The organism is Undibacterium sp. Jales W-56, from assembly GCF_025548535.1.
Lineage (GTDB): Bacteria > Pseudomonadota > Gammaproteobacteria > Burkholderiales > Burkholderiaceae_D > Undibacterium.
The window spans coordinates 598,985-620,241 of record NZ_JAJLQW010000002.1 but is presented as its reverse complement, the minus strand read 5'-3'; the positions used below and the strand labels follow the sequence as shown (position 1 = coordinate 620,241).

The window sequence follows — 21,257 nt, the reverse complement described above, 5'->3', positions numbered from 1 at the left end:
TGGAAGATCATCATGTTAGAAGCAGCCGAATTCCTCAATGCGAGTATCCTGGTCGTCGATGACCAAAAAGCGAATGTGATGTTATTGGAGCAGATGCTGACGAATCGCGGTTATACCAATATCACCAGCACCATGGATCCACGCACAGTCTGCGATCTGCATGCAGAACATCGCTATGATTTGATTTTGCTGGATTTGCAAATGCCTGGATTTGATGGCTTTGAGGTGATGGAGGCATTGAAGAGAATTGACGCCGATAGTTATCTCCCCATACTGGTCATCACCGCGCAGCCGGGACACAAGTTGAAGGCACTGCAAGCCGGTGCCAAAGATTTTGTCAGTAAGCCGTTTGATCTGGTTGAGGTGCAAACGCGGATTCACAATATGCTGGAAGTACGGCTGTTGTATCGCAAGTTGGAAAATTACAGCAAAGTGCTGGAGCAAACCGTCATGGAGCGCACCGCAGAATTACGCGCGAGCGAAGCCCGCTTCAAGAGTTTTACTGAACTGTCTTCCGACTGGTACTGGGAACAGGATCCTCAGGGTAATTTCACCAGCATATCCGGTCCGGTGTTCGAGATGCTGGGTATTGATGCCGACGATATGCTGGGCGAAAGTCCTAGAGCCCTGGCTGGCTGGAATGCCGCCGAGCGCGCCCAATTGAATGCCAACATCGCGAGTCGCCGCCCGTTTCTCGATTTTGTGTATAGCCGTACCAATGCGGATGGCAGTATTCAATATCTGCAAGTCAGCGGCGAACCGATGTTCGACTCATCGAGTCGCTTTACCGGCTATCGCGGCATCGGTATGGATGTCACGCATCGCATGCGACCTGAGCGCAAATAGCGTTGGCTTTATATTTGCTTGAACTTCAACTTGGTCTTTCTTAGGTAGATCAAGGCAGATACCCTCCAAATCTAACCGCATTTAACCCCCTCTCCCGCATGCGGGAGAGGGTTGGGGTGAAGGCGGTTCACATTATCGTCATAGTTGTTTCAGCCGTAGGTTTTACGCAAAACCAAAATTACTCACTACTGAGACATAGAAAAAGGCGAGAGTAAACGGCTCGATAGAATGTCGATATTAAAAACGAAGCCGCAAGCCGGATGCGCCTGTTGGCACGAAATGTCTCTGTAAGCCGCATTCAGCCTGTGGCTAAGCGGGATGTGGTTTTGCATTTCAGCGTACATGCATATCCAAACGCGCCACCAAACTTGGTGAATATCCTTATTTAACAGCCGCTTTAGCGCGGTAGGTTTTACCCGGTGCCGGTGCGACGGGTTTTACCCTGGCATCTGCCAGCAATTGGGTGCAGCCGCTCTCTGCATCAGGTCCGGCATTGATCAGCGGCAACAGGGCTGCAACAGGTGCGGCGGCGGCCAGGGCGAGCGCGCCGCCGGCCTTTAAGGCTAATACGCCTTTATCGATGCTGACTTTCGGATCTTTAAAACTGCCGCGTACATAGAGCGGTGTCCTGAGCGAAAAAATGCGCAGACCTTTGCTATTGGGCTTGATCGTCAGATCTAATTGTTCTTGCGTCATATTGATATTGCCGTTGACATTTAATATCGCATCATCCGTATCGACAATAAAAGTACGGGTTTGCATCACGCCATTGGTCACGGAAAAATCCGTCGCCATGCAATTGAGTTTGACTTGCTTGTCGCCGGAAAGGTAGGTAAGGACGACATTGCCGATATTTAATCCCATTTCCTCCAGCAAGCGCTTGCTGATACTACCTTGATTGATCTGGGTCTTGATTTCGCCGTTTGATGCGCCTAATAAGCTGGCGACCGAGTTGCCAGTTGCCGATAAGGACGCGTCGCCGTTGATCTCGCCTATACTGGCTTGCAGCGCGTCCAGGGTCGGGAATAATTGTTTCAGCTTGAGATGACGGGCGCTGATTTTCATCCTGGCCTTGATGGCATGCTGATCGGCTTTGCCGCTGCCGTCCAGAGTGATATCGGCATTGAGCTTGCCGCTGGCGACATCAAAACTCAGAGGAGATAGTCGCAGCACGCCGTCTTGTAGTTGCAAGGTGGTGGTCAGTTTATTGATCGGTAATTCTTTCTCGCGAATAATTTTTTCTGCACGGAATTGTATTTTTGCATCGACGCTAGTCCAGCGCTCTGTCTTGAATTTTTCTACTGGCAATACTTTATCGGCCGGTTGATGTGCCGTCGCGCCGCGTTCTGCTTTGCTGCTATTCGAGTCTGCGCCAATCAGCGGCGCAAGGTCGGAGAATTGCAACAGGTGCGACAGAATTGTTCCTGTCAGTACAGGACGGCTTGGCCGGGTTTGTAAGTCGAGGGTTCCACCGATATCGCTGGAACCGACTTTGCCGCTGAAGTTGTCATAGATCCAATGGCTGCTGTGCCGACCCAGCGTCCCGATCAGATGCCCCTCGGTGGTAAACGGCGGCGTCTCCGGCATCACAATGCCGCTCAGCGCATACAGGCGCGCCATGCTGGTTCCTGCTATTTTCAAACGCATATCCAGCGCAGCCAATTCAGTCGGCTTGGTCAGCGTACCTTCAATCGCGATCATGGTTTTACCGAGGTGCAGATTGGCCATTATCGGGTAGGGCGCGGTCTGCTGTTGCAGCGACAGTATCGCGCCTGCTTTGCCGCTGCCACTGACGGTTTCTCCATCGTATTTGCCATGCAATTTCCAGCTAACGCCGTAGCCAGGATCGGTGTCGATAGTATCGATATCGGCATGTACATCGGCATGTTTTACCGCGTCGAGTAAATGTACGCTGCCTTTGGTAAAAATCACCCGCTGTAATTCGATTTTCCAGACGGATGCCTGATCGTTGCCGGGGAGCGTCCAATTATTTTGTCCGTCTGCATTGCGCAATAAGTTTACTGAGGGGGCGTCAAAACGCAGTACCGGGATAGCGATTTTTTTATCCAATAAAGCTAAAGGATTTAATGAAAAAGCAAACTGCTCGATACTCGCCATTTCAGCAGCCGGGCTAGCGTCACTTGATCCCCCGACCGTTGACACAGCCAGCGATGCCGGATTGCTGATGTGAATATCTTTGGCAATCAGGTGCGGCCACGGAATCATGCCGCGCCAATTTTTTTCCAGCTCCGGTCCCACTGCTTGCTTATCCCAGGTCAGAGACAGATCGCCACGGATCGCAAACGGTCGTCCAAGCGTTTCGCTGGTACGGGCGTTGAGCCAGGGCTTGGCACGATTCCAATCGAGATGGGTGAATACGATAAGTGCGATGACGGGAATCGCCAGCAGGCAAGTAAAGACGATGAGTTTGATGCGATACATAGATTCTATTGAAAAAAATTATTTACATCGAGGAACTTCGTCAGATTGCCGATCAGCATGTATACGCTCATCACTGCCGCCATCGGGCGCGGTACCACAATAGCGGAAAACTTGGCGATCAGTGACATCAGCGGCATAAACATAAGCGAGGTATTCATGATGCCAGACTTTCGATGTTGGGTAGATATTGGATACGATGAACGTCAGGCTAGGTTATCCAGATTTTTCGATATGTACGTTGACATACCGAATTGAGGTTTAATTTAATTTTTAAAAATACTACGTGTGTGCGTCAGCGTACCGATCTCTCCAGTAATACGGCCTATAACCTTCTACATCGTGGGCAAAACCCTGCTCGATGAATAGTTCACCGGAGAGAAATAATGACGATACATCTAAACTTATACTTCGCGGCCCTGTGTGGTGCTGCAGTGATATTGACTACTGGTTGCAGCAGTATGAAGACCCCGGCGACAGCGAATGTTGCCGTTTCTAAAGCCGCCGTAGACAATGCCTCTAGTGCAGGCGGTGCGGAATTCGCACCAGTCGAAATGGCATCTGCCCGCGACAAAATGGCGCTCGCCAACAAAGCCATGGCGGCAAAAGACTATAAGCTGGCGAACGACCTGGCGACCCAGGCGCAGGCTGATGCCAAGCTGGCCCAAGGCAAGGCGAATTCAACTAAGGCACAAGCCGCAGCCGATGCTCTGCAAGACGATATTCGCGTTCTGCGTGAAGAGTTAGCCCGCAATAACGCAATCAAATAAAACGGTATTACTGCAGACTGGTTGTCGATGGATCTGCAGTGCAGTGTGCATCGCTTTAAGTGGGCACGTTAAGCTTATTCCAAAAAATTAAAAGGTCCTATCATGAAGAAAACACATTTCACCCCAGTTCTGTTGGCGATGGCTGTTTTTGTATCGGCATGCAGTTCCATGCCAACAACAACGAGTTTGCTAGACCAGACCCGCAATGACTATGCCGCAGCGCAAAGCAATCCCAAGGTAGCGAGTTATGCACCGCTGGAAATGAAACAGGCAACTGATGCATTGGATCAGGCAAACGTGGCAGCAGCGAATAAAGACGCCATAGAAAAAATCGACAAATTAGCCTATGTCGCCAAACAAAAAATCGCATTGACGCTAGAAGTTGCCAAGCAAAAATCTGCAGAAGCCGAAGTGGCCAATGCCGGTAAAGAGCGCGACCAAATTCGTTTAGATCAACGCACCAATGAAGCCAATCAAGCGAAGGTCAGCGCCGATCAGGCGAAGTTGGCCGCACAAATAGCGCAAGGCGAAGCTGCCGATGCGCAACGTCAGACCAAGGATGCACAGGCACGCGCTGCCCAATTAGAGGCGCAGCTAGCCGACCTGGCCGCCAAAAAAACCGAGCGGGGTATGGTGATCACCTTGGGTGATGTCTTGTTCGGTACGGACATGGCGCGCCTGAATCCAGAAGGCATGCGTACTGCAAAAAAACTCGCCGATGTATTACAGCAGAATCCGCAACGGACGGTATTGGTTGAAGGTTTTACCGATAGCACAGGCACGGCCGCCCATAACCAGCAATTGTCCGAACGCCGCGCCATGGCAGTGCGCAGCGCCTTGCAGGAAATGGGTATCGCGGGTGAACGCATCGCGCTCCGCGGATATGGCGAAGCCTATCCGGTCGCTGGCAATGCCACCGCGCAGGATCGCCAGTTGAATCGCCGGGTAGAGATCGTGCTGTCTGATGCCAGCGGCAAAGTTGCGCAGCGTTAATCAATTTCTTGATTCATTCAATACGTCAATTTGGGAGAAAGCATCATGCACGAAGTTAAAAAAATGAAACATACCGCAATCGACACCGCCGCCATCAGGGATGCTGCCAAAAATCTCGACGATGGCGCAGTGACCGTCGGTTATCAGGCCGATCGTAAAGAGGTGATTGCTATGTTGAATGGCGCATTGGCGACCGAACTGGTGTGCGTATTACGCTATAAGCGCCATTATTACACCGCTAACGGTTTGCAGAATGGCCCCATCAAAGCAGAGTTTTTACAGCATGCGATGGAAGAGCAGGCGCACGCCGACTTGCTGGCGGAACGGATCGTGCAACTCAACGGCAGCCCGGATTTTAATCCGGCTACCCTGGTCGAGCGCAGTCATGCGGAGTACGATGATTCTGACAATATCCAGTCGATGATCAAAGCCAACCTGATTGCCGAACGCATCGCGATCGAGGCCTATCGCCAGATGATAGAGCAGATCGGTGACACCGACCCGACGACGAAACACATGCTCACTGGCATTATGGCGATGGAAGAAGAGCATGCTGACGATATGCGGGATTTGCTGGCGTAACTCCGCAAGTAACTATTAAAAATTGACTAAACCTCAATCTTAAACTTAAACGACGTGTTTTGAATTCGTTTGAGCTTGACAGCTTGAGATCAAAAATATCAGGCCAGGTAAGTTAAATAATCACACATTTTTTAGGAAAACATCATGTTGGAATCAAATTTAAAAGCAGTCAACACCGACGTTAAAGTCTTATTGAAAGATTCGCAAGCCCTGTTCGTCGCCGCCGCTGCGTTAACCGGCGAGAAGGCGGAAGAAGCACGCGCTCGTGCCATGCAGATGCTGGATGCGGCTCTGGTGAAAGCACAGGAAGCGCAAGCCAACGCCATCATTAAGGGTAAGGAATTGGCAACCTCTGCCGATGTTTATGTCAAAGAAAATCCGTGGTGTGCGATCGCCACCGCTGCCGGTGTTGGATTGTTACTGGGCATGGTAGTGCGCCGGAAATAGACCAACTGCCAGATGTAGTTTGCTGATATTTACGCGCTATCCGCATACGGGTAATTGCTGCAGATGATATTGAATTGGGGCGTTGATAAAGCAGGCGAATCGTCAAATGCGTCTTGAGATGAATTTATTCCGAGTCATCTCGATAAACGAAAAAATGGTTGCAAAAGCCTTATTCGCTTAGTGCTTGTGCTGATGATGTGCATCAGGGAAGTGTGCATGACCGTGCGTCAATTGGCTGTGCTTGTGAGGATGGCTGTGCTTAACGCCTGTCTCAACTGGAAATTCGTGTGCATGCTGATGATGCTTGTCATGAACATGTTCATGCCCATGCTCCAATTCTTCGTGGGTGTGCAGATGATGATGGTGTTCGGTCAGATGCAAATAAATTCCCAACGCCATTAATAGCCCGGCAAAGATCAGGCTGAGGCTCAGTGGCTCGCCCAGCAGCACTGCCAGCGTCGCCCCTAGGAAGGGGGCAAGCGAAAAATACGCACCCGTCCTGGCGGTGCCAAGGTGTCGCAAACCGATCACGAACAGGCTCAGGCTGACACCGTAAGCAAAGAAGCCAAGCAGCGTGGCTGCGATCAAGTCGGGCATTGGCGGAATGGCCGCTCCTGACATAAAGGCTAAAAATAAATTTACCGATCCCGCTACCAGACCTTTAACCGAGGCAATCCACGACGCATCGGATAATGATACTTTGCGCGTTAAATTATTATCGATCCCCCAGGCCAGGCAGGCTCCCAGGATCGACAATGAAGGCCAGATATTTTCCATCCGGAGATCATCGGGCCAGCTTAATATCAAAGCGCCGGCAATAATGGCGAACATCCCAAATGCGATACGGCGGTCGAGGTTTTCTTTAAATACGAACCAGGCCAATGCCGTTGTAAACACGCCTTCTGCATTTAACAGGAGCGAGGCGCCCGATGCCGACATGCCGCTCAAGCCCAGCATCAGCAAGACGGGGCCAATGATGCCTCCGGCAACGATGGCGCTGACAAACCAGGGGATGTCGCTACGAGCTAATGCGACGCTCGCAGATCGACGCACATAGCGATACAGGAATAAGCCTGTGCCGGATCCCAGGTACAGCAATCCGGCCAGCATCCACGGATTAATCGATCCCAATAGTAATTTGGCGAGCGGCGTACCTATGCCGAATAATAAGGCAGCACCGAGAGCCGCCATGACACCCGATTGAAAAAAACGCTGAGTGACCATATCATCCTATTCTTTGGCAGTGCGGTAGCAAATGACGCTGCAAGATATTCCGCATTTGCTATGTGTAAACCGTGCTGGCTGGTCCGTGTATGGTGAACTGGTATCGTGAACTAGCGGCGAATCCATCCGCGTGCAATTGGCTGGGCGAACAGAACGCGATAAATTTTCTCACACCATTTTGTGATCGCATCGCCCATTTTATTCCACAAAAAAGTCAGGCCTAGCCAAGCGATGCAGGATACAAGAACCGCTCCCAGCATATCCAGTGGAAAATGGACGCCCAAAAATATACGCGACCAGGCAACCAGGGCGCCCATGGCTAAAATTATCCATCCTGTTGCCGATCGCAGCGATGAAAACAAGAACGTTAATCCTATCGATGCAAATGCAGTGCCATGATCGCTAGGGAATGATGCGTCAGCCGCATGCGGAATAAAGCTGTGACCCAGGCCTATCATAAAAGGTCGGGGATGCGGCCAATACATAATAATGAGCTGATTCATTCCAAGTGCAATCAATGCGACGGCACATGCTTTCAGCGCCAGGTTGCGTTGAACAGTATTACCCCAACACCATAGGATGATGAGCAGCAAGGGAATCGCCAGAATCAAGTATTCAGCGATGAATATGGCTAGATTGAGTTGCCAGTTCGAGGTCGTTAAATCTGCATTGATTTGTAAAAAAACAGATTGATTAAGTTGCTCTAAAAAATCGGAAGATTGATCAATACGATAGACAAGATTGGTCATTGGTTTTATGGAATTGTCTGAAATTAACCGAATGTGCGGAATTTTATAATAAATCGCACATGAACCCGTTGATTTTAAGGAATGCTGCGTGCTTGTTTCCTATTAATGGACGGCTTGCTGTCGAACATACTCAGCCCGTTTCATCTCAACATAATCGCTTTGATCGAGTTCGTGCAATTGGCGGGGATATTTCTCGGTGGCGGAATACCAGCTTAGCAAGCGCTTCTCTAATTGCCCATCAGGAGCACTATTTGCCGAGTCCAGATAACTATCAATCGCCAGGTAATAGCGCATGGTATTGCGCTCCATCAGGCCGCGTACGCCGCCGATATAGTCGGGCTGACCATCTGCCTGTTTGCCGGTGATGGTGAATCCGACTTTGCCATGACCGACGGTAGCCAGATAGGTTTGCATCGCGATGCGTCCGGCAACGCTGACTGCGTAGGAGTAGGTCAGGTGTAGGAAGGTTTTTGTTTTTGACAGCGCGATGGCTTCGAGGATGATGCGATAGTCGCTCGTGCCCAGCGGTCCTTCGTCGGCGCTGAGGTTGATTTGCAGATAGTCAGGTCTGCTTGTTGCGAGCATATAGTTGAATTCCACACGCTTTGCATCGGCTAAGTCTTCCGGTATTTTTTTTCCGATATAGATTCTCAGCTTGGTGGCAGGAGAATCGCTCTCTGCTCCCTTAATGACATGGCAGTACTTGGTATTAATGTGCAAGTGCATGATGTCGCACCAGTGTTCCGGATTGTTGAGTCCCGTGGCGACGGTAGCGATCGGGTAGTTGACGACGGCGTAAATATCGCCTTTTAAACGATGATCTATCTCTGCCGATTCGAGCACCAATGGCCGATTGAATTGATTTTGTTTAAGCTGAGGCTCGAATGCCGCGTACTTGGCTTGCATGGTTTTGACGGGATCGAACGCCTTCGGATCATTGTCTGCCAGTACCTTGTGGTTAATATTTACAAATAGGAATAGCGCGAAAAATAGCGGAGCAAAGCTGACATGCTGTGATAAGCGGGCCAGCTTTATATTGTTGATGCTTGGCATTGCAACTCCATTGATTTTTTTTGAGGGAAGTTTCTTCAATGATTTATGAGGCCATGTTCACTGAGAACTGTCCTTGCGATGACTCGTCAGGATTAGAGCCAATATTCCATGCTGCGCGCAGCCCATTCCTTCAGTTTGTCGCTCATTGGCCGACGTGCCCATTCTTGCTGCGTGATTTCGACTGAATAGCGTAAATCTTCCAGGAAGGTCGCTTCCATCGTTTTACCAAATTCTTCGCCAAATACCACGACATTGATTTCATTATTATGCAGGAAACTGCGGGTATCGATATTGGTCGATCCTATCGTTGCCCAGACCTGGTCGATAACGGCAGTTTTGGCATGCAAGACGGCGATCTGCAACTGATAAATCTTGATCCCGCTGGCAAGCATCTCACTATAAAAAGACTGCGCGGCATGAAATACCAAGCCGCTATCCGTGACGCCCGGCAGAATAATCTTGACGTCCACCCCGCGTTGGCTGGCCTCGCTCAAAGCGCGCAGGATCTGCGCATCCGGCACAAAATAGGCGCTGGTGATGTGGATACTCTGCCTGGCTTCTTGTATCGCCAGAATATAGGCTTTATAAATTTCGTAATTGCTGCCTGGCTCGCTGGCGAGTACCCGCACCAATTTATCCCCGATTTCTTTTAAAGGCGGAAAGAAATTACTGTCGGACAGCTCCGGCGATTTCTGGTTTGTCCAGGTATTGATAAATATCCATTGCAGGGCAGCGACTGCCGGACCTTCAATTTTGATGTGGGTGTCGCGCCAGCCCACCTTGGTATCGCGTTTGGTTTTTGAACGGAATAATGAACTATTGGCGTAGGCAGCGCTGATGTTGACGCCGCCGGTAAAAGCCACCGTACCATCGACGATCAGAATTTTTCTATGGTCTCGGTTATTCGGTTCCCATGGTCCGATCAGTTTTAATGGATTGACTGGATTGAAAGCTAGCAGGTGAATCCCTGCAGACTGCATCCGGTTAAAGAATGCTTGAGGTGTTCCTATCGTCCCAACGCTGTCGTAGATGATGTTGACCTGTACGCCTGCGTTTTGCCTGGCAATCAATAAGTCGGCAAAGCGGATACCCAGTTCATCCTGGTCGAAGATATAGGTCTCCAAATTGATGTGGTCTTTTGCGGCGCTGATTGCGTCCATCATCGCGGCTATCGTCTGCGGGCCGTCGTAGAGCAAGGAAACTTTATTGCCGGCGATGAGTGGGCTGCCGGTAGCCGCTTCCTCAAGTGCGGCCAACGCGGCAAGATCCGTGTGGGAATTGCGCCAGCGTTTGGTCAGCAGAAGATTGGTTTTCTTTGCGCTGAGCGCGCCTTGCGCATTCGTAACAGTCGGGCTGCCTGGCGCAGTGAGCGACGTATTCAGATAGCGCACCTCAGGCAGCGCAGCGCAGGCAGTTGCCATCAGGCTGACCATGATGATGCTAAGAGTACGAATTACGTCAATAACATGATTGGTAATGCTGGCGATCAAGCGAGGACGAGTGTTGAATTGCATGCTTGCTCCAAGTGACTCTGTTCTGGCTATCTTTAATATGGCTAGTCATCCCAGAACGCCTGTGCAGCGCTCTGGAATTGACTGGTAAAACCGATCGTTGTTAATTGCGTGCGATGACGCCATTATTGATCTGTACTTTGTCACCGACCCGATAGCCCGGTTCGCTCGTAAATGGAATCGTTTGCGTCGCGCCGTTCTGCAGACGTACTACGACTTCGTAGTGATTCGTTTTGCGTGTATTACCTTCGATGTTACGACCTACGTAGGCGCCGCCTAAAGCCCCGGCGATTTCTGCTGCGGTACGTCCATTGCCACCACCTACCTGGCTGCCAAGGAGTGCGCCGACCACACCGCCGCCGATGGTGCCGAGGTAGCCGCCTTCACCGTTGACTTCAATCAGGTTGACCGCTTCTACGGTGCCGCAGTTATAGCAAATGCGGGCGGCTTGCACAGGTGCTTTAGCTGGCGCTTGTGCTGCTGCAATTTGCAAATTTTTACCCAATGTCGCACTGGTCACGCGTTCCACACCACGATCCATGACGCGTAAATTCGCAATAACACTGCTATTTGCCGTAATGTGATCACGATTCCTGATGGTGTAGGTGTTGCTGTACTCGCCGCTGCTTACTTCAGATAAAAGTAATTTTCCCTTGACACCGTTGATCGTGAGATCGACTTTGCCGCCGGGTGTGCCGAATACGGTAAAACGCAAATCGTTACCGCCCCCAAGGTCTGATACAGGATCAACATTGAAACGGTCGATTTTTGGCATGAGTCCCGAGACCGGCTGATTAGTATGATAGCCAACACCGATTTGCAGGGATTCATTTAACACGGCGCTGGTGACTTGATTGCCAACCCGCAGATTGGCAGTGACCGCGCTGCGTGCGGCGATTTTGTCTCGGCTGTTGATGGTGTAGGTTCCCTCGTATTGACCGGCTTCGACTTCAATCAGATTGAGATTGTGGGTCGCGCCGGCAATACGTAATGTCGCCATGCCGCCTGGTGTACCGTAGATACTAAAATTGAGTTCAACGCCAGGTGCAATCCGCGGCACTTCATCGACATTGAAGCCCTCGATCCGGGGTGTTGCTTGTGATGCGTTATATTGTTGCGCCTGAGCTTGAATAGGCGTAGCCAGCATTGGTATCAGACCGGATAGGGCGAACATGCCGACAACGAATTTTTTTGACATAATCATGTGATTCTCCTGATTTTTTGTGAGATGAGAACGACTAATACAGATGAATTAGCCGATATATTGTTAGATGCGAATTCACCAGGCTGCAGGCATACCTACATTTTTAGTTGCTTCAGCACGCGCTACTTACTGTGATCCTTGTGTCATTGATCTGGCTCTTGCCAGATCCTGTTGATACATAGCCTGTGCTTCGCGCAAACATCCGGCGCGCGCAACACGTGCTAATTTTTTGCAAGCGAATTGTGATTCTTGAAGAACCGCACCCGCTTCTTTCTTTAAGGTCAGGAAGCGCGCTTGTGGCGTCGTATCTTCCTGGAACCAGCGGGGTGGATCAATCAACGGTGCACCTGCTTGCGGCATGCCTTCTGGCGATGTCTGTGCCCAGCCTGCATTCATCAGCAACACGGATGTGGCAATGCCCATCACGGTCTGACAAAAATAACGAATAGATTTTTTCATTTCAATTCCTTGGTGATATGCTGGTGTGTGATTAAAAATAATGCTGCGCCAGGCGAGGTTCATACGATCACGTGAAAATAGCGCCTTATAATCGACCCGTCAGCAGCATGACAATAAGTACGATAACGATTAAACCCGTCAAGCCGCTTGGTCCATAGCCCCAGTTACGGCTATGCGGCCAGCTTGGAAAAACGCCGATCAAGGCGAGGATTAAGATAATGATTAAGATGGTGCCCATGATGTAATCCTGAAAGATAGTAAAAATATAGTAAGAAATAAGAGCGGATCGAGTGTTCTGTGCTGCTTATCTGGTTAATGCTTCGCTTTAAAGTCGTGAAAAGTTTTGATAAATGCGTCGCGCACTTTGTCCGTACCGATGACCAGATCCTTCCATGATTCTTCGGCCGCATCTTTGGGCTCCATGAGTTTTTCGGCCGCTAGTTCTGATTGCTCACGTAGTTTCGCCATCTCCATGACATATTTTTCATGCGCTTCTTCCCTTGCTTTTTGCGTTTTAGCTTCAAGTTCTTGCATGGTGAAATTTAATTCATCAAGTTGTCGTTTCATTGCGGCGATATGGCTGTCTCCGCTGTATTTGCTAAGCATGATGATTCCTTTGACAGGTGAAAAATGTCAGTGATGATGGCGCCAGATAAAAAATACATTCGCCAGTATTCTTGTTAATAGCGATTAACCTGGCCGTTGATAAGTCGAATACGGTCGCCGACGCGCAGGTCGTAAATATTGTCTTGAACGATAGTGGTGTAGCTGCCGTTATCCAGGCGTACTTGAATTTGAAATTGATCTGAAGTACGGACATTTTTATTTTGTTCTACACTGTTGCCCACCATTGCGCCGCCAACTGCGCCGGCCACTGTCGCAGCTGTCCGACCATTGCCATTCCCTACCTGATTACCTAACAAACCGCCAATCAGGCCACCAACAATCGCGCCACCGCCGCTGGTATTATTGGCTGGACGTATCACTTGGATAGCGTCGATGACGCCATAGTTACTCGCATTATTTTGATAGGGCGTTGAATACGTATTGGAATTTTGTTGCGCATAATTCGGCACATTGTTGGGGGCATTACTCGCGCAACCCGTCAGCAAGCTGATTGCAAGCAATGGTGTTGCAAAAATAAATATACGGACGACAGAGGTTGATTTCATTTTGTTCTCCTGGCTAAGTGTGCGACCAGAATAGAACCGATAAATCACAGGGTCTGTACGTTGCCGCACTAAGCATGGATATCCCTTATCTGATGGTAAATAAGGCCTGTATGCCCTATGTCAGCTATAATTCGGGCATTCGAAAATCCCTCTTATTGATCAAAAATGATCGATAAATAGCAAATAAATCAATGAGTTACAAATCAAGAAGAATATCTGTCGCGCCCATGATGGATTGGACAGACAGACATTGCCGTCAATTTCACCGGCAGATTACGCGGCATAGCTGGCTGTATACCGAAATGGTGACCACCGGTGCTTTATTGCATGGAGACGTGCCGCGCCATCTTCAATTTAACGAAGAAGAGCATCCGCTTGCCTTGCAACTGGGCGGCAGTGAGCCTGCTGATTTAGCGCAGAGTGCCAGGTTAGGTCAGCAATGGGGTTACGACGAGATCAATCTTAATTGTGGCTGCCCATCCGAGCGTGTACAAAAAGGGGCTTTCGGCGCTTGTCTGATGTCGGAGCCAACCTTGGTCGCTGATTGCGTTAAAGCGATGAAAGATGCGGTCAGTATTGATGTCACCGTCAAGCACAGGGTTGGTATTGATGACATCCAGTCTTATGATTTCGTGCGTGATTTCGTTGGGAAAATTGCAGAGGCAGGGTGTAATACGTTTATCGTTCATGCACGCAATGCGATACTCAAGGGATTAAGCCCAAAAGAAAACCGTGAAATTCCGCCTTTGAAATATGAGTATGCTTATCAGTTGAAAAAAGACTTCCCGCAATTAGAGATTTTGATTAATGGCGGCATCAAAACGATAGAAGAAATCGATTTGCATTTACAACATACCGATGGTGTGATGCTGGGACGTGAGGCATATCACAATCCGTATCTGATGGCGACGTTTGATCAGCGCTATTACGGTGATGCCGCGCCGGTTAAATCGAGAGAGGAAGTGGTTGAGGCGATGCTGCCGTATATTCATGCCCAACTGACGCAGTTCGGCAGCGGCAGCGCCCCCAAAGGCGGTGGCCTCAGGCTCAATAGCATTACCCGCCACATGCTGGGGCTGATGACGGGTTTGCCGGGCGCCAGAGTTTTTCGTCAGACTTTATCGGATAGTAAAAAATTGGCACTCGGTGATCCCGCTTTGCTGCTTGAGGCAATAACGCGTATGCAGGGATTGCGGGATTACGTTGAACATAAACACGTTTAGAAAGAGGATGAACCCATGAAATTCAAAGCACAGATTGTCATTGCAAGCTTGGCCTTGATCAGCGTCGCAGCACATGCCGAAGTCAGCGTGAAAGATGCCTGGATCAGAGCAACAGTCGCACAGCAGAAATCGACAGGCGCATTTATGCAATTGCAGTCCAACAGCGATGTACAAATTGTTGACGTGCAAACCGCAGTAGCAGGCGTCGCTGAGATCCATGAAATGAAAATGGATAACAACATCATGAAAATGCGCGCAATCCCCCAATTGACCTTGCCGGCAGGCAAAGCAATCGAATTGAAGCCCGGCGGTTACCATGTCATGCTGATGGATTTAAAAACGCAAATTAAAGAGGGCGATACCGTGATCATGACCTTGACGGTAGAAGGCAAAGACAAAAAACGCGAAGTGATTGAGGTGAAAGCAAAGGCGAGGGCGTTGAACGGTGCTCAAGGGAAGATGTGATTGATGATTCTTACTACTTAGTGGTAAGTTAATTTCCTCATCTATGCACCGGTAATAATTTGTAAAAATTGGCAGTTGTTGGTTATTGGCCGGCTATATTTCAATTGTTTCAAACTTACTTCCTTACCCTCACGCCGATCGTGAGTTCTGCCCGTGCTAACGCTGCCCGGGCTTTTTTTTGAATTTTAGTCGTGCGGTCATTGGCAATTCATAACAAAGAGTTTGCCAGGAACGTAAAAATCTCGTATAATGTTTTGCTTTCTTGCAGAGAATTGTTGCAAAATAAATCTCAGTAAGTTTTCAGTGGTGGTCGTAGCTCAGTTGGTAGAGTCCAGGATTGTGATTCCTGTTGTCGTGGGTTCGAGCCCCATCGTCCACCCCAAAATATTAAATGATTTAGCCCGCTTTCGAGCGGGCTTTTTCATTTTTTGGAAGATATTTTCTCAAAACGTCTATTCTGTCGCAATAGCATGCTGTGACGCCGCGCCGATTTTGTCTCCCGTTTGCCAATCTTTTGTCGTTGCAGAATACGATGAATTCGCAGATTAATTGCCCCCAAACACAAAAAATTATTTCCGCAAATTTCATCTTTGAAATGATGGATATAAATACAGCCTGTTACTCTTTACATCGTACCGTCGATGTAAAGAGTAACAGGCTCAAAGTCGTGTTTAAATTCAACTAATTCCGTTACAGACCAGATAAAAGGCAAATACTAAAGATGGCGCTGTAATGCGGATATTAGCTGCAGGCCTTGCCGTGATCAGCATGCGCCCCTTTGGTTTTGGCCTCGGCTTCCGTCATATACTCGCCTGCCTTTGTTTTTCCATAAAATTTGCTGCCCGGACAGTGGTAGGTATTCGATTTTGAGTTTACCCAAACCTTACCTGCACCGCCACCGGCTGCTTCAGGCGTTGCAGAAGCAGACGCTTTCGCCGTAGCTTTTGCGCTGGCTGCGGCCGGCGGCGGCATTTTGGTGGCAGGTGTTGAAGCAGGCGCTGGAGCGGGAGTTTGAGCAAAACTCACACCTGCAATGAGAGTGCCAATTGCGAATAGAACTGAATTGAATTGAATTTCATTTGATATTTCCTTTCAGAAGTACTACTCAAAACGACCGGCATAGAAAACCTATGTCAGTATGGGTAAACATCAGAATAACGATTGCTAGATTTTCTGTATATAGAAAAATAAATTTTAATTTTGAGCCAGTAACTATCGAACAGATTTAGCGTTCATGCTCACGTCTATCTCGTTCAGTTCGCTTCTTTTCTTCTTTTGGTTCATCACTTTGCGAATGAGGGATGGGCTTTGAGCTGATTGATGCGCTATTTGCTGGATGTATGTCATTTCTGTTTAATGGTTGTTGGGTACCCGCGGGAGAGACAATGGGCTGCGGAGCCTGCTTGATACTCTCTGGAGTATGTTCAAATGGCGCTCTATTTTGAGAGCTGTAGGCGTTGCCCTGAATCCGTCCGTTTTCTGCTTGGTTCTGAATATAGGTTCTGCGGTCTTGTTGGAATTGGTCAGTTGGCATTTTGTTGTTTTGAGATGATTGTATATTCAGTGGTGCTGGATTCATCGCTGGCTGTACGACTCCCTGTTGCTGGCTTGGCGTGGTGATTACATTGGGATGAATTTGTTCTGCCGCACGCTCCCGCATAAATCCTGTTACCTCTTGTTCATATATCGGCCGTGCCGTATTTGGAGAAAAGCGATCTCTTCCTTGAGCATAAGTCGATACAGGTTTTGTAGATAAGGGTTCTGGCGCCATACTATTTACAACAGGGGAGATTTTCGCAGCTAGGTGAGCTTGATTGGGTACTGAAGAGTTAACCGCTTGTCCGTTTAGGGTCGCAAATGCCGGGGCAACAATGGTTACATTTTTGATGTTAGACACATTATTGATAATCGTAGTGTTGCTAACATTATTCATATTGATGCGCATACCCTCCCTAATCACAGGCGGCGCGCTTGTTACTACCGCAGGCGGCGTACCTATTGGCGCCGGGATCACCAGGCCGAACCTCGATCCTGGCGGCGGCGGAACAAAACAACCAATCGGACCTATCGGACGAGGGCCCATTACTACGCCGATATTCACTGATGCAAATGCAATATTCAGGCTGGGGGGCGGCGCGACGAAATGAACGCCGGGAGCGGCCCAAAAACCATTCACGAAGATGACAGAGTCGCCTCGATTTTCATAATAAGGATGGATCCAGGCGTATCCAGGGCGTGGCGGCGGAGCCCAGCGCCCATGCGCCCAAACCCAATTTCCCTCCCATATCCAATATCCACCAGTCCAAACAGCTTCTTCGTATGGCTGCGGCGGCGGGAGTTCCACCAACATCGGAGGGGGAGCCCAGGCGACCCTTACGGGCGGCGGCTGATAAATAGGAGGTTCCACATATACACTGACAACGGATTGCGGTGCCGGCAGTGTATAGGTGGTCGAGTCCGGAGCTCGTTGAACATAAACGATTCTTGGCGAAGGCGGCGGTGCTGTAACGCAAGCACTTAGCATCGTGCTTGCAAGACCAGTTGCCAAGATCATTTTTTTCATTGGACTTCCTATAAAATTCGACTCTTTAATGACAATAATATCCCAAGATGGCTACTTAATTTGCGCGGCATCCTTGTTGCGTTGCTTTACGTCATTATTGCGATCTTTACGATCTTTATGAAGATTGTTTTTGTCTTTGTTAAGATCGTGCTTGTCGTGGTTAATTTCATGTTGCTCGTGTTCGCGACGCTTTTCCATTTTTTCTGCGCCGGCCAGATTACCGTTTTTAATATCTCTGTTTTCTGCACGCTGAGCTGCATTACGTGCCTGACGATCTTCCGCCAGTTCTTTTTGATCTTTACTGATGTCACGTTTGTCTTTACGGATATCTTTATTATCGCGATGGATTTCTTTGTTGTCTTGTTTGACTTGATCTACCGGATTGGAGGCTGGCACTTGGGCGAAAGCCGAGACTGAAAAGACTGTTGCTATTGCAGTAAGAATGAATTTCGTTTTCATGATGTCCTTTTTTAAAAGTAGATTTAGACCGTAAATTTTTACGTGGTCTCAATCACAAAAACGAAATGGACAATAAACTGGATGACAGCAAATTAAACAAACTTGCAACAAACTGTAAGTCGCACAGCGATCTACTTATTAGATTTATACAACAATACAAATTTGTCGATACCCCAATGACTTATTGCCTGAATTGAGAAAACCTCAACAAGCGTAAAATAAAAAATATCACTTCGGTAAAGATTATTTTTTAAGTTCCTTTTCTTTTTTAAACAAGACTCACAGTTAATCAATCCTATGATGTCAGCAGATCTGCAAACACCTTACGAACTAGGCAATCATAATCAAACCACGACCTGGGAGCAGTGCATCGCTTTTTATCAGCAACTGGCGCAACGTTTTCCGACGATTTTGCATTTCGGTCAGATCGGTGTGTCGGATGCGGGCGTACCTATTCATGCCGGCGTGGTGACGGCCGATGGCGTGTTTGATCGGGAGCAGATCGCGCTTGAAAAACGCCCGGTGTTTTTTAATAACAATGGCATTCATCCGGGAGAGCCGGAGGGGATTGATGCTTGCATGGCGCTGGTGCGCGATTTCTGTATGCAGCCGGATCGGCTTGCCCGCTTAGGTCGTAGCGTATTTTTATTCATCCCGATCTATAACGTAGATGGTTGCCATCATCGGCAAAATACCTCGCGGGTGAATCAGGATGGACCGGAAATGTTTGGTTTTCGCGGGAATAGCCTACATCTGGATCTGAACCGCGATTTCATCAAATGCGATAGCCTGAATGCGCAGGTTTTCAATCAATTTTTTACGGCCTGGGATCCTGATGTGATGGTTGATACGCATACCTCGAATGGTGCGGATTATCCTTACACGATGACCTTGATTCATACCCAGGCAGATAAGTTGGGCGGTGGCCTCGGGCAATTCCTGCGCGAGACGATGCTGCCGGCCATATATCAAGGCATGCAGCAACGCGGCTGGCCGACTTGCCCCTATGTGAATCCTGTTCAGGAAAGCCCGGATCAGGGTATTGAAGAATTTTTAGAAACGGCGCGTTTCTCAACTGGCTATGCAGCATTACATCACACCATCGGTTTTATGCCGGAGACGCACATGCTGAAGCCCTTTGCCGATCGTTATGCATCAATGCGCGCGCTGGTCGAGGTCGCACTCGAATTCACAATCGATCATGCTGCGCAGATTCAGCAATTGCGTGATGCAGCGCGGCAAAACGGCAAGACCCGCAATCATTGGCCTGTTAATTGGCAACGCGACGATGAGAGGGTGTCGACGGTACGCTTTAAGGGATATGCCGCTTGCCATCGTCCTAGTATAGTGGGCGACTACAGTCGCTTGTATTACGACAAGAATCAAATCTGGGAAAAAGAGATCCCTTACTACAATCATTTCAAAGCAGCCGTCGTGGTGCGTGCGCCGCTTGCTTACGTGGTGCCGCAACAATGGCGCGCTGCGATTGAGCGCCTGCAATGGAATGGCGTGGAGTTTGAGCGACTCAGCGCGAATAAACCAGTGCAGGCACAGAGCTATACCATACGCTCAGTCAAATCGCGTCCGCATCCTTACGAAGGCCACATGTTTCATGATGAAATGGAGTTGGAAACTGCCATCGGTCAGCACCAGCTCAGAGAGGGAGATGTCTGGGTTCCGCTCAATCAGGAGCAGGCACGATACGTGATCGAGACGCTGGAGCCGCAGGCGCATGACAGTTTTTTCCGCTGGGGATTTTTTAATAGCGTGCTGGAGAAAAAAGAAGCCTACTCAGATTATGTATTCGAAGACATGGCTGCTGAATTACTGGAGACCGAGCCAGCGCTTAAAACCCAGTTTGAAGCATGGAAACTCGCGCATCCAGAACTGCTGATGCAGCAAAGTGCCGTTCTAGATTTTATCTTCGCGCACTGCCAACGGTTTGCCGAACCAGAATGGCGACGTTATCCTGTGTTGGCAATCTTTGAATAGGACTTGCGCAAAAATCAAAACCTCTCACCACAGAGATACGGAGACACAGAGAAAAGCAAGAGAACCGGTTCTATGAAATGAATATAAAAACGAACCCGCAAGCTGGGTGCGCCTGTTGGCACGAAATGCCGCTGAAAGCCGCATCCAGCCTGCGGGTTCAATATGAACGGTGGTAAGCTTGCCGTTTTGTGTAAGCCCTAAAAAAACAAAGGAATGCCTCTGTCTCGGCTATAAATCATGACTGAAAAGGCATGCTTCCCTCTAAAAACGTTTTTCGAAAAACAGTTGATTCACAGGATACAAATTTAGGCTTTGAATTTGATCTAAACTTAATTAAAATCAATATAGCCTCGCCAGGCTATTCAATTCACTCAGGAGTCGCCATGAAGAAATTTGTCTCAAAAGCAGTTATTGGTTTGTTGTTGGTTTCAGGCATTGCCTCAGTTGCACAAGCAGGTACTGTAGATACATCTGTCGATGGCATTTTCACTGCGCTGACAAACAGCAAAGATTTGCAAGCAACTGTCGATACATTGATGGCGAACGGCGCTGGCGCCGGTTCAGTCGTATCCGTCGCAGCAGCGGCTGGTATCTCGCTCGATACGGTCAAGGATTTGTCTATCTGCACAAATGACATCTCCGCTGATTCCCGCGTACTGAGCGCCACATGCCTCAAACCTCGCACCGTGGCAACAGCTTATGTTGCCGGTATGAACGATCCTTTGAAATATCTGCCGGCAACAGCAGCAGGTGTCCGCAAAGATAAAACAACGAAATAAGCTTTTAAATTATTTGTAATTTTGTTTAAAAAAAGCGGTGCAGATTTTTAGTCTGCGCCGCTTTTTAATATCGTCTGCAATAAACTATTTGCGCCTTGTCATCCCGAATGACGATAAAAGCTGGAGCGGTGGTTAACGCTACCAAATACACCTAGCTTGATCTGTATTTCATCCTGATCTTTGAACAAAGAAAAAGTCAAACAAAGCAAGGGGCGATTGTTTATGAGTGCATCGATCAAAAAGAGAAAATTAAATTGATTTATTGATAATAAAAACATATATTGCTGTAACAATAGCAAATCAATTTCGAAAAATACCCATGATCTA

The 21,257-nt window shown here is 48.7% G+C and carries 22 protein-coding genes and 1 tRNA gene; 10 read left to right on the top strand and 13 right to left on the bottom strand.

Annotation, left to right across the window (positions count from 1 at the left end):
* Positions 1-12: 12 nt before the first annotated feature.
* On the top strand, positions 13-846 hold the full coding sequence (locus tag LPB67_RS08780; protein ID WP_262836748.1) for a response regulator: 834 nt from the start codon (positions 13-15) through the stop codon (positions 844-846).
* Between the two features lie 381 nt (positions 847-1,227).
* Here the strand turns inward: LPB67_RS08780 and LPB67_RS08775 are convergent, their stop codons facing one another.
* Both LPB67_RS08775 and LPB67_RS08770 read right to left on the bottom strand, forming a co-directional pair.
* The gene (locus LPB67_RS08775) at positions 1,228-3,288 is read right to left on the bottom strand and encodes an AsmA family protein (protein ID WP_262836747.1); all 2,061 of its coding nucleotides are present in this window, start codon (positions 3,286-3,288) and stop codon (positions 1,228-1,230) included.
* A 5-nt stretch (positions 3,289-3,293) separates the two neighbouring features.
* Positions 3,294-3,446 carry a hypothetical protein gene (locus LPB67_RS08770; protein ID WP_262836746.1) on the bottom strand — a complete coding sequence of 51 codons (153 nt, stop codon included), beginning with the start codon at positions 3,444-3,446 and terminating at the stop codon, positions 3,294-3,296.
* A gap of 225 nt (positions 3,447-3,671) precedes the next feature.
* Between LPB67_RS08770 and LPB67_RS08765 the strand changes: the two genes are divergently transcribed.
* The 4 genes from LPB67_RS08765 (at position 3,672) to LPB67_RS08750 (ending at position 6,077) form a co-directional block, all read left to right on the top strand.
* Positions 3,672-4,055 (top strand): DUF4398 domain-containing protein, encoded by a 384-nt coding sequence (locus tag LPB67_RS08765; protein ID WP_262836745.1) that lies wholly within the window; start codon positions 3,672-3,674, stop codon positions 4,053-4,055.
* 102 nt (positions 4,056-4,157) lie between these two features.
* On the top strand, positions 4,158-5,048 hold the full coding sequence (locus LPB67_RS08760; protein ID WP_262836744.1) for an OmpA family protein: 891 nt from the start codon (positions 4,158-4,160) through the stop codon (positions 5,046-5,048).
* A 45-nt stretch (positions 5,049-5,093) separates the two neighbouring features.
* Positions 5,094-5,630: a ferritin-like domain-containing protein gene (locus tag LPB67_RS08755; protein WP_262836743.1), complete on the top strand. Its 537-nt coding sequence runs from the start codon at positions 5,094-5,096 to the stop codon at positions 5,628-5,630.
* Positions 5,631-5,774: 144 nt separating this feature from the next.
* Positions 5,775-6,077: a YqjD family protein gene (locus LPB67_RS08750; RefSeq protein WP_262836742.1), complete on the top strand. Its 303-nt coding sequence runs from the start codon at positions 5,775-5,777 to the stop codon at positions 6,075-6,077.
* 177 nt (positions 6,078-6,254) lie between these two features.
* Here LPB67_RS08750 and LPB67_RS08745 read toward each other — a convergent pair whose 3' ends face one another.
* The 9 genes from LPB67_RS08745 to LPB67_RS08705 form a co-directional block, all read right to left on the bottom strand.
* On the bottom strand, positions 6,255-7,301 hold the full coding sequence (locus LPB67_RS08745) for a DMT family transporter (RefSeq protein ID WP_262836741.1): 1,047 nt from the start codon (positions 7,299-7,301) through the stop codon (positions 6,255-6,257).
* A gap of 110 nt (positions 7,302-7,411) precedes the next feature.
* Positions 7,412-8,050 (bottom strand): phosphatase PAP2 family protein, encoded by a 639-nt coding sequence (locus tag LPB67_RS08740; protein WP_262836740.1) that lies wholly within the window; start codon positions 8,048-8,050, stop codon positions 7,412-7,414.
* 102 nt (positions 8,051-8,152) lie between these two features.
* On the bottom strand, positions 8,153-9,103 hold the full coding sequence (locus tag LPB67_RS08735) for a hypothetical protein (protein WP_262836739.1): 951 nt from the start codon (positions 9,101-9,103) through the stop codon (positions 8,153-8,155).
* 92 nt (positions 9,104-9,195) lie between these two features.
* The gene (cls, locus tag LPB67_RS08730; RefSeq protein ID WP_410482723.1) at positions 9,196-10,536 is read right to left on the bottom strand and encodes a cardiolipin synthase; all 1,341 of its coding nucleotides are present in this window, start codon (positions 10,534-10,536) and stop codon (positions 9,196-9,198) included.
* Between the two features lie 181 nt (positions 10,537-10,717).
* Positions 10,718-11,818 carry a glycine zipper 2TM domain-containing protein gene (locus LPB67_RS08725; RefSeq protein ID WP_262836737.1) on the bottom strand — a complete coding sequence of 367 codons (1,101 nt, stop codon included), beginning with the start codon at positions 11,816-11,818 and terminating at the stop codon, positions 10,718-10,720.
* Positions 11,819-11,944: 126 nt separating this feature from the next.
* Positions 11,945-12,340, bottom strand: a complete 396-nt coding sequence (locus tag LPB67_RS08720) for a hypothetical protein (protein ID WP_262836735.1) — start codon at positions 12,338-12,340, stop codon at positions 11,945-11,947.
* 22 nt (positions 12,341-12,362) lie between these two features.
* The gene (locus LPB67_RS08715) at positions 12,363-12,515 is read right to left on the bottom strand and encodes a DUF3309 domain-containing protein (RefSeq protein ID WP_262836734.1); all 153 of its coding nucleotides are present in this window, start codon (positions 12,513-12,515) and stop codon (positions 12,363-12,365) included.
* A 74-nt stretch (positions 12,516-12,589) separates the two neighbouring features.
* The gene (locus LPB67_RS08710; RefSeq protein WP_262836733.1) at positions 12,590-12,883 is read right to left on the bottom strand and encodes a hypothetical protein; all 294 of its coding nucleotides are present in this window, start codon (positions 12,881-12,883) and stop codon (positions 12,590-12,592) included.
* Between the two features lie 74 nt (positions 12,884-12,957).
* The gene (locus LPB67_RS08705; protein WP_262836732.1) at positions 12,958-13,449 is read right to left on the bottom strand and encodes a glycine zipper 2TM domain-containing protein; all 492 of its coding nucleotides are present in this window, start codon (positions 13,447-13,449) and stop codon (positions 12,958-12,960) included.
* 191 nt (positions 13,450-13,640) lie between these two features.
* Between LPB67_RS08705 and dusA the strand changes: the two genes are divergently transcribed.
* The 3 genes from dusA (at position 13,641) to LPB67_RS08690 (ending at position 15,519) form a co-directional block, all read left to right on the top strand.
* On the top strand, positions 13,641-14,672 hold the full coding sequence (gene dusA, locus LPB67_RS08700; protein WP_262836731.1) for a tRNA dihydrouridine(20/20a) synthase DusA: 1,032 nt from the start codon (positions 13,641-13,643) through the stop codon (positions 14,670-14,672).
* A 15-nt stretch (positions 14,673-14,687) separates the two neighbouring features.
* A complete protein-coding gene (locus LPB67_RS08695) occupies positions 14,688-15,137 on the top strand; it encodes a copper chaperone PCu(A)C (protein WP_262836730.1) in 450 nt (149 codons plus the stop codon).
* Positions 15,138-15,443: 306 nt separating this feature from the next.
* A tRNA-His gene (locus LPB67_RS08690) sits at positions 15,444-15,519 on the top strand.
* 843 nt (positions 15,520-16,362) lie between these two features.
* On the opposite strand, the gene LPB67_RS08685 is transcribed toward LPB67_RS08690, so the two are convergent.
* Both LPB67_RS08685 and LPB67_RS08680 read right to left on the bottom strand, forming a co-directional pair.
* A complete protein-coding gene (locus LPB67_RS08685) occupies positions 16,363-17,700 on the bottom strand; it encodes a YXWGXW repeat-containing protein (protein ID WP_262836729.1) in 1,338 nt (445 codons plus the stop codon).
* A 51-nt stretch (positions 17,701-17,751) separates the two neighbouring features.
* Positions 17,752-18,159, bottom strand: a complete 408-nt coding sequence (locus tag LPB67_RS08680) for a hypothetical protein (protein WP_262836728.1) — start codon at positions 18,157-18,159, stop codon at positions 17,752-17,754.
* 300 nt (positions 18,160-18,459) lie between these two features.
* On the opposite strand from LPB67_RS08680, the gene LPB67_RS08675 reads away from it, so the two are divergent.
* Positions 18,460-20,151, top strand: coding sequence for a M14 family zinc carboxypeptidase (locus LPB67_RS08675; RefSeq protein WP_262836847.1), 1,692 nt, complete (start codon positions 18,460-18,462; stop codon positions 20,149-20,151).
* Positions 20,152-20,402: 251 nt separating this feature from the next.
* A complete protein-coding gene (locus tag LPB67_RS08670) occupies positions 20,403-20,930 on the top strand; it encodes a hypothetical protein (protein ID WP_262836727.1) in 528 nt (175 codons plus the stop codon).
* Positions 20,931-21,257 lie beyond the last annotated feature (327 nt).

Excerpts from the sequence above, each read along its gene's own strand:
- LPB67_RS08780 (WP_262836748.1), top strand. The coding sequence starts at position 13 with ATGTTAGAAGCAGCCGAATTCCTCAATGCGAGTATCCTGGTCGTCGAT.
- LPB67_RS08775 (WP_262836747.1), bottom strand. The coding sequence starts at position 3,288 with ATGTATCGCATCAAACTCATCGTCTTTACTTGCCTGCTGGCGATTCCC.
- LPB67_RS08770 (WP_262836746.1), bottom strand. The coding sequence starts at position 3,446 with ATGAATACCTCGCTTATGTTTATGCCGCTGATGTCACTGATCGCCAAG.
- LPB67_RS08765 (WP_262836745.1), top strand. The coding sequence starts at position 3,672 with ATGACGATACATCTAAACTTATACTTCGCGGCCCTGTGTGGTGCTGCA.
- LPB67_RS08760 (WP_262836744.1), top strand. The coding sequence starts at position 4,158 with ATGAAGAAAACACATTTCACCCCAGTTCTGTTGGCGATGGCTGTTTTT.
- LPB67_RS08755 (WP_262836743.1), top strand. The coding sequence starts at position 5,094 with ATGCACGAAGTTAAAAAAATGAAACATACCGCAATCGACACCGCCGCC.
- LPB67_RS08750 (WP_262836742.1), top strand. The coding sequence starts at position 5,775 with ATGTTGGAATCAAATTTAAAAGCAGTCAACACCGACGTTAAAGTCTTA.
- LPB67_RS08745 (WP_262836741.1), bottom strand. The coding sequence starts at position 7,301 with ATGGTCACTCAGCGTTTTTTTCAATCGGGTGTCATGGCGGCTCTCGGT.
- LPB67_RS08740 (WP_262836740.1), bottom strand. The coding sequence starts at position 8,050 with ATGACCAATCTTGTCTATCGTATTGATCAATCTTCCGATTTTTTAGAG.
- LPB67_RS08735 (WP_262836739.1), bottom strand. The coding sequence starts at position 9,103 with ATGCCAAGCATCAACAATATAAAGCTGGCCCGCTTATCACAGCATGTC.
- cls (WP_410482723.1), bottom strand. The coding sequence starts at position 10,536 with ATGGTCAGCCTGATGGCAACTGCCTGCGCTGCGCTGCCTGAGGTGCGC.
- LPB67_RS08725 (WP_262836737.1), bottom strand. The coding sequence starts at position 11,818 with ATGATTATGTCAAAAAAATTCGTTGTCGGCATGTTCGCCCTATCCGGT.
- LPB67_RS08720 (WP_262836735.1), bottom strand. The coding sequence starts at position 12,340 with ATGAACCTCGCCTGGCGCAGCATTATTTTTAATCACACACCAGCATAT.
- LPB67_RS08715 (WP_262836734.1), bottom strand. The coding sequence starts at position 12,515 with ATGGGCACCATCTTAATCATTATCTTAATCCTCGCCTTGATCGGCGTT.
- LPB67_RS08710 (WP_262836733.1), bottom strand. The coding sequence starts at position 12,883 with ATGCTTAGCAAATACAGCGGAGACAGCCATATCGCCGCAATGAAACGA.
- LPB67_RS08705 (WP_262836732.1), bottom strand. The coding sequence starts at position 13,449 with ATGAAATCAACCTCTGTCGTCCGTATATTTATTTTTGCAACACCATTG.
- dusA (WP_262836731.1), top strand. The coding sequence starts at position 13,641 with ATGAGTTACAAATCAAGAAGAATATCTGTCGCGCCCATGATGGATTGG.
- LPB67_RS08695 (WP_262836730.1), top strand. The coding sequence starts at position 14,688 with ATGAAATTCAAAGCACAGATTGTCATTGCAAGCTTGGCCTTGATCAGC.
- LPB67_RS08685 (WP_262836729.1), bottom strand. The coding sequence starts at position 17,700 with ATGAAAAAAATGATCTTGGCAACTGGTCTTGCAAGCACGATGCTAAGT.
- LPB67_RS08680 (WP_262836728.1), bottom strand. The coding sequence starts at position 18,159 with ATGAAAACGAAATTCATTCTTACTGCAATAGCAACAGTCTTTTCAGTC.
- LPB67_RS08675 (WP_262836847.1), top strand. The coding sequence starts at position 18,460 with ATGTCAGCAGATCTGCAAACACCTTACGAACTAGGCAATCATAATCAA.
- LPB67_RS08670 (WP_262836727.1), top strand. The coding sequence starts at position 20,403 with ATGCTTCCCTCTAAAAACGTTTTTCGAAAAACAGTTGATTCACAGGAT.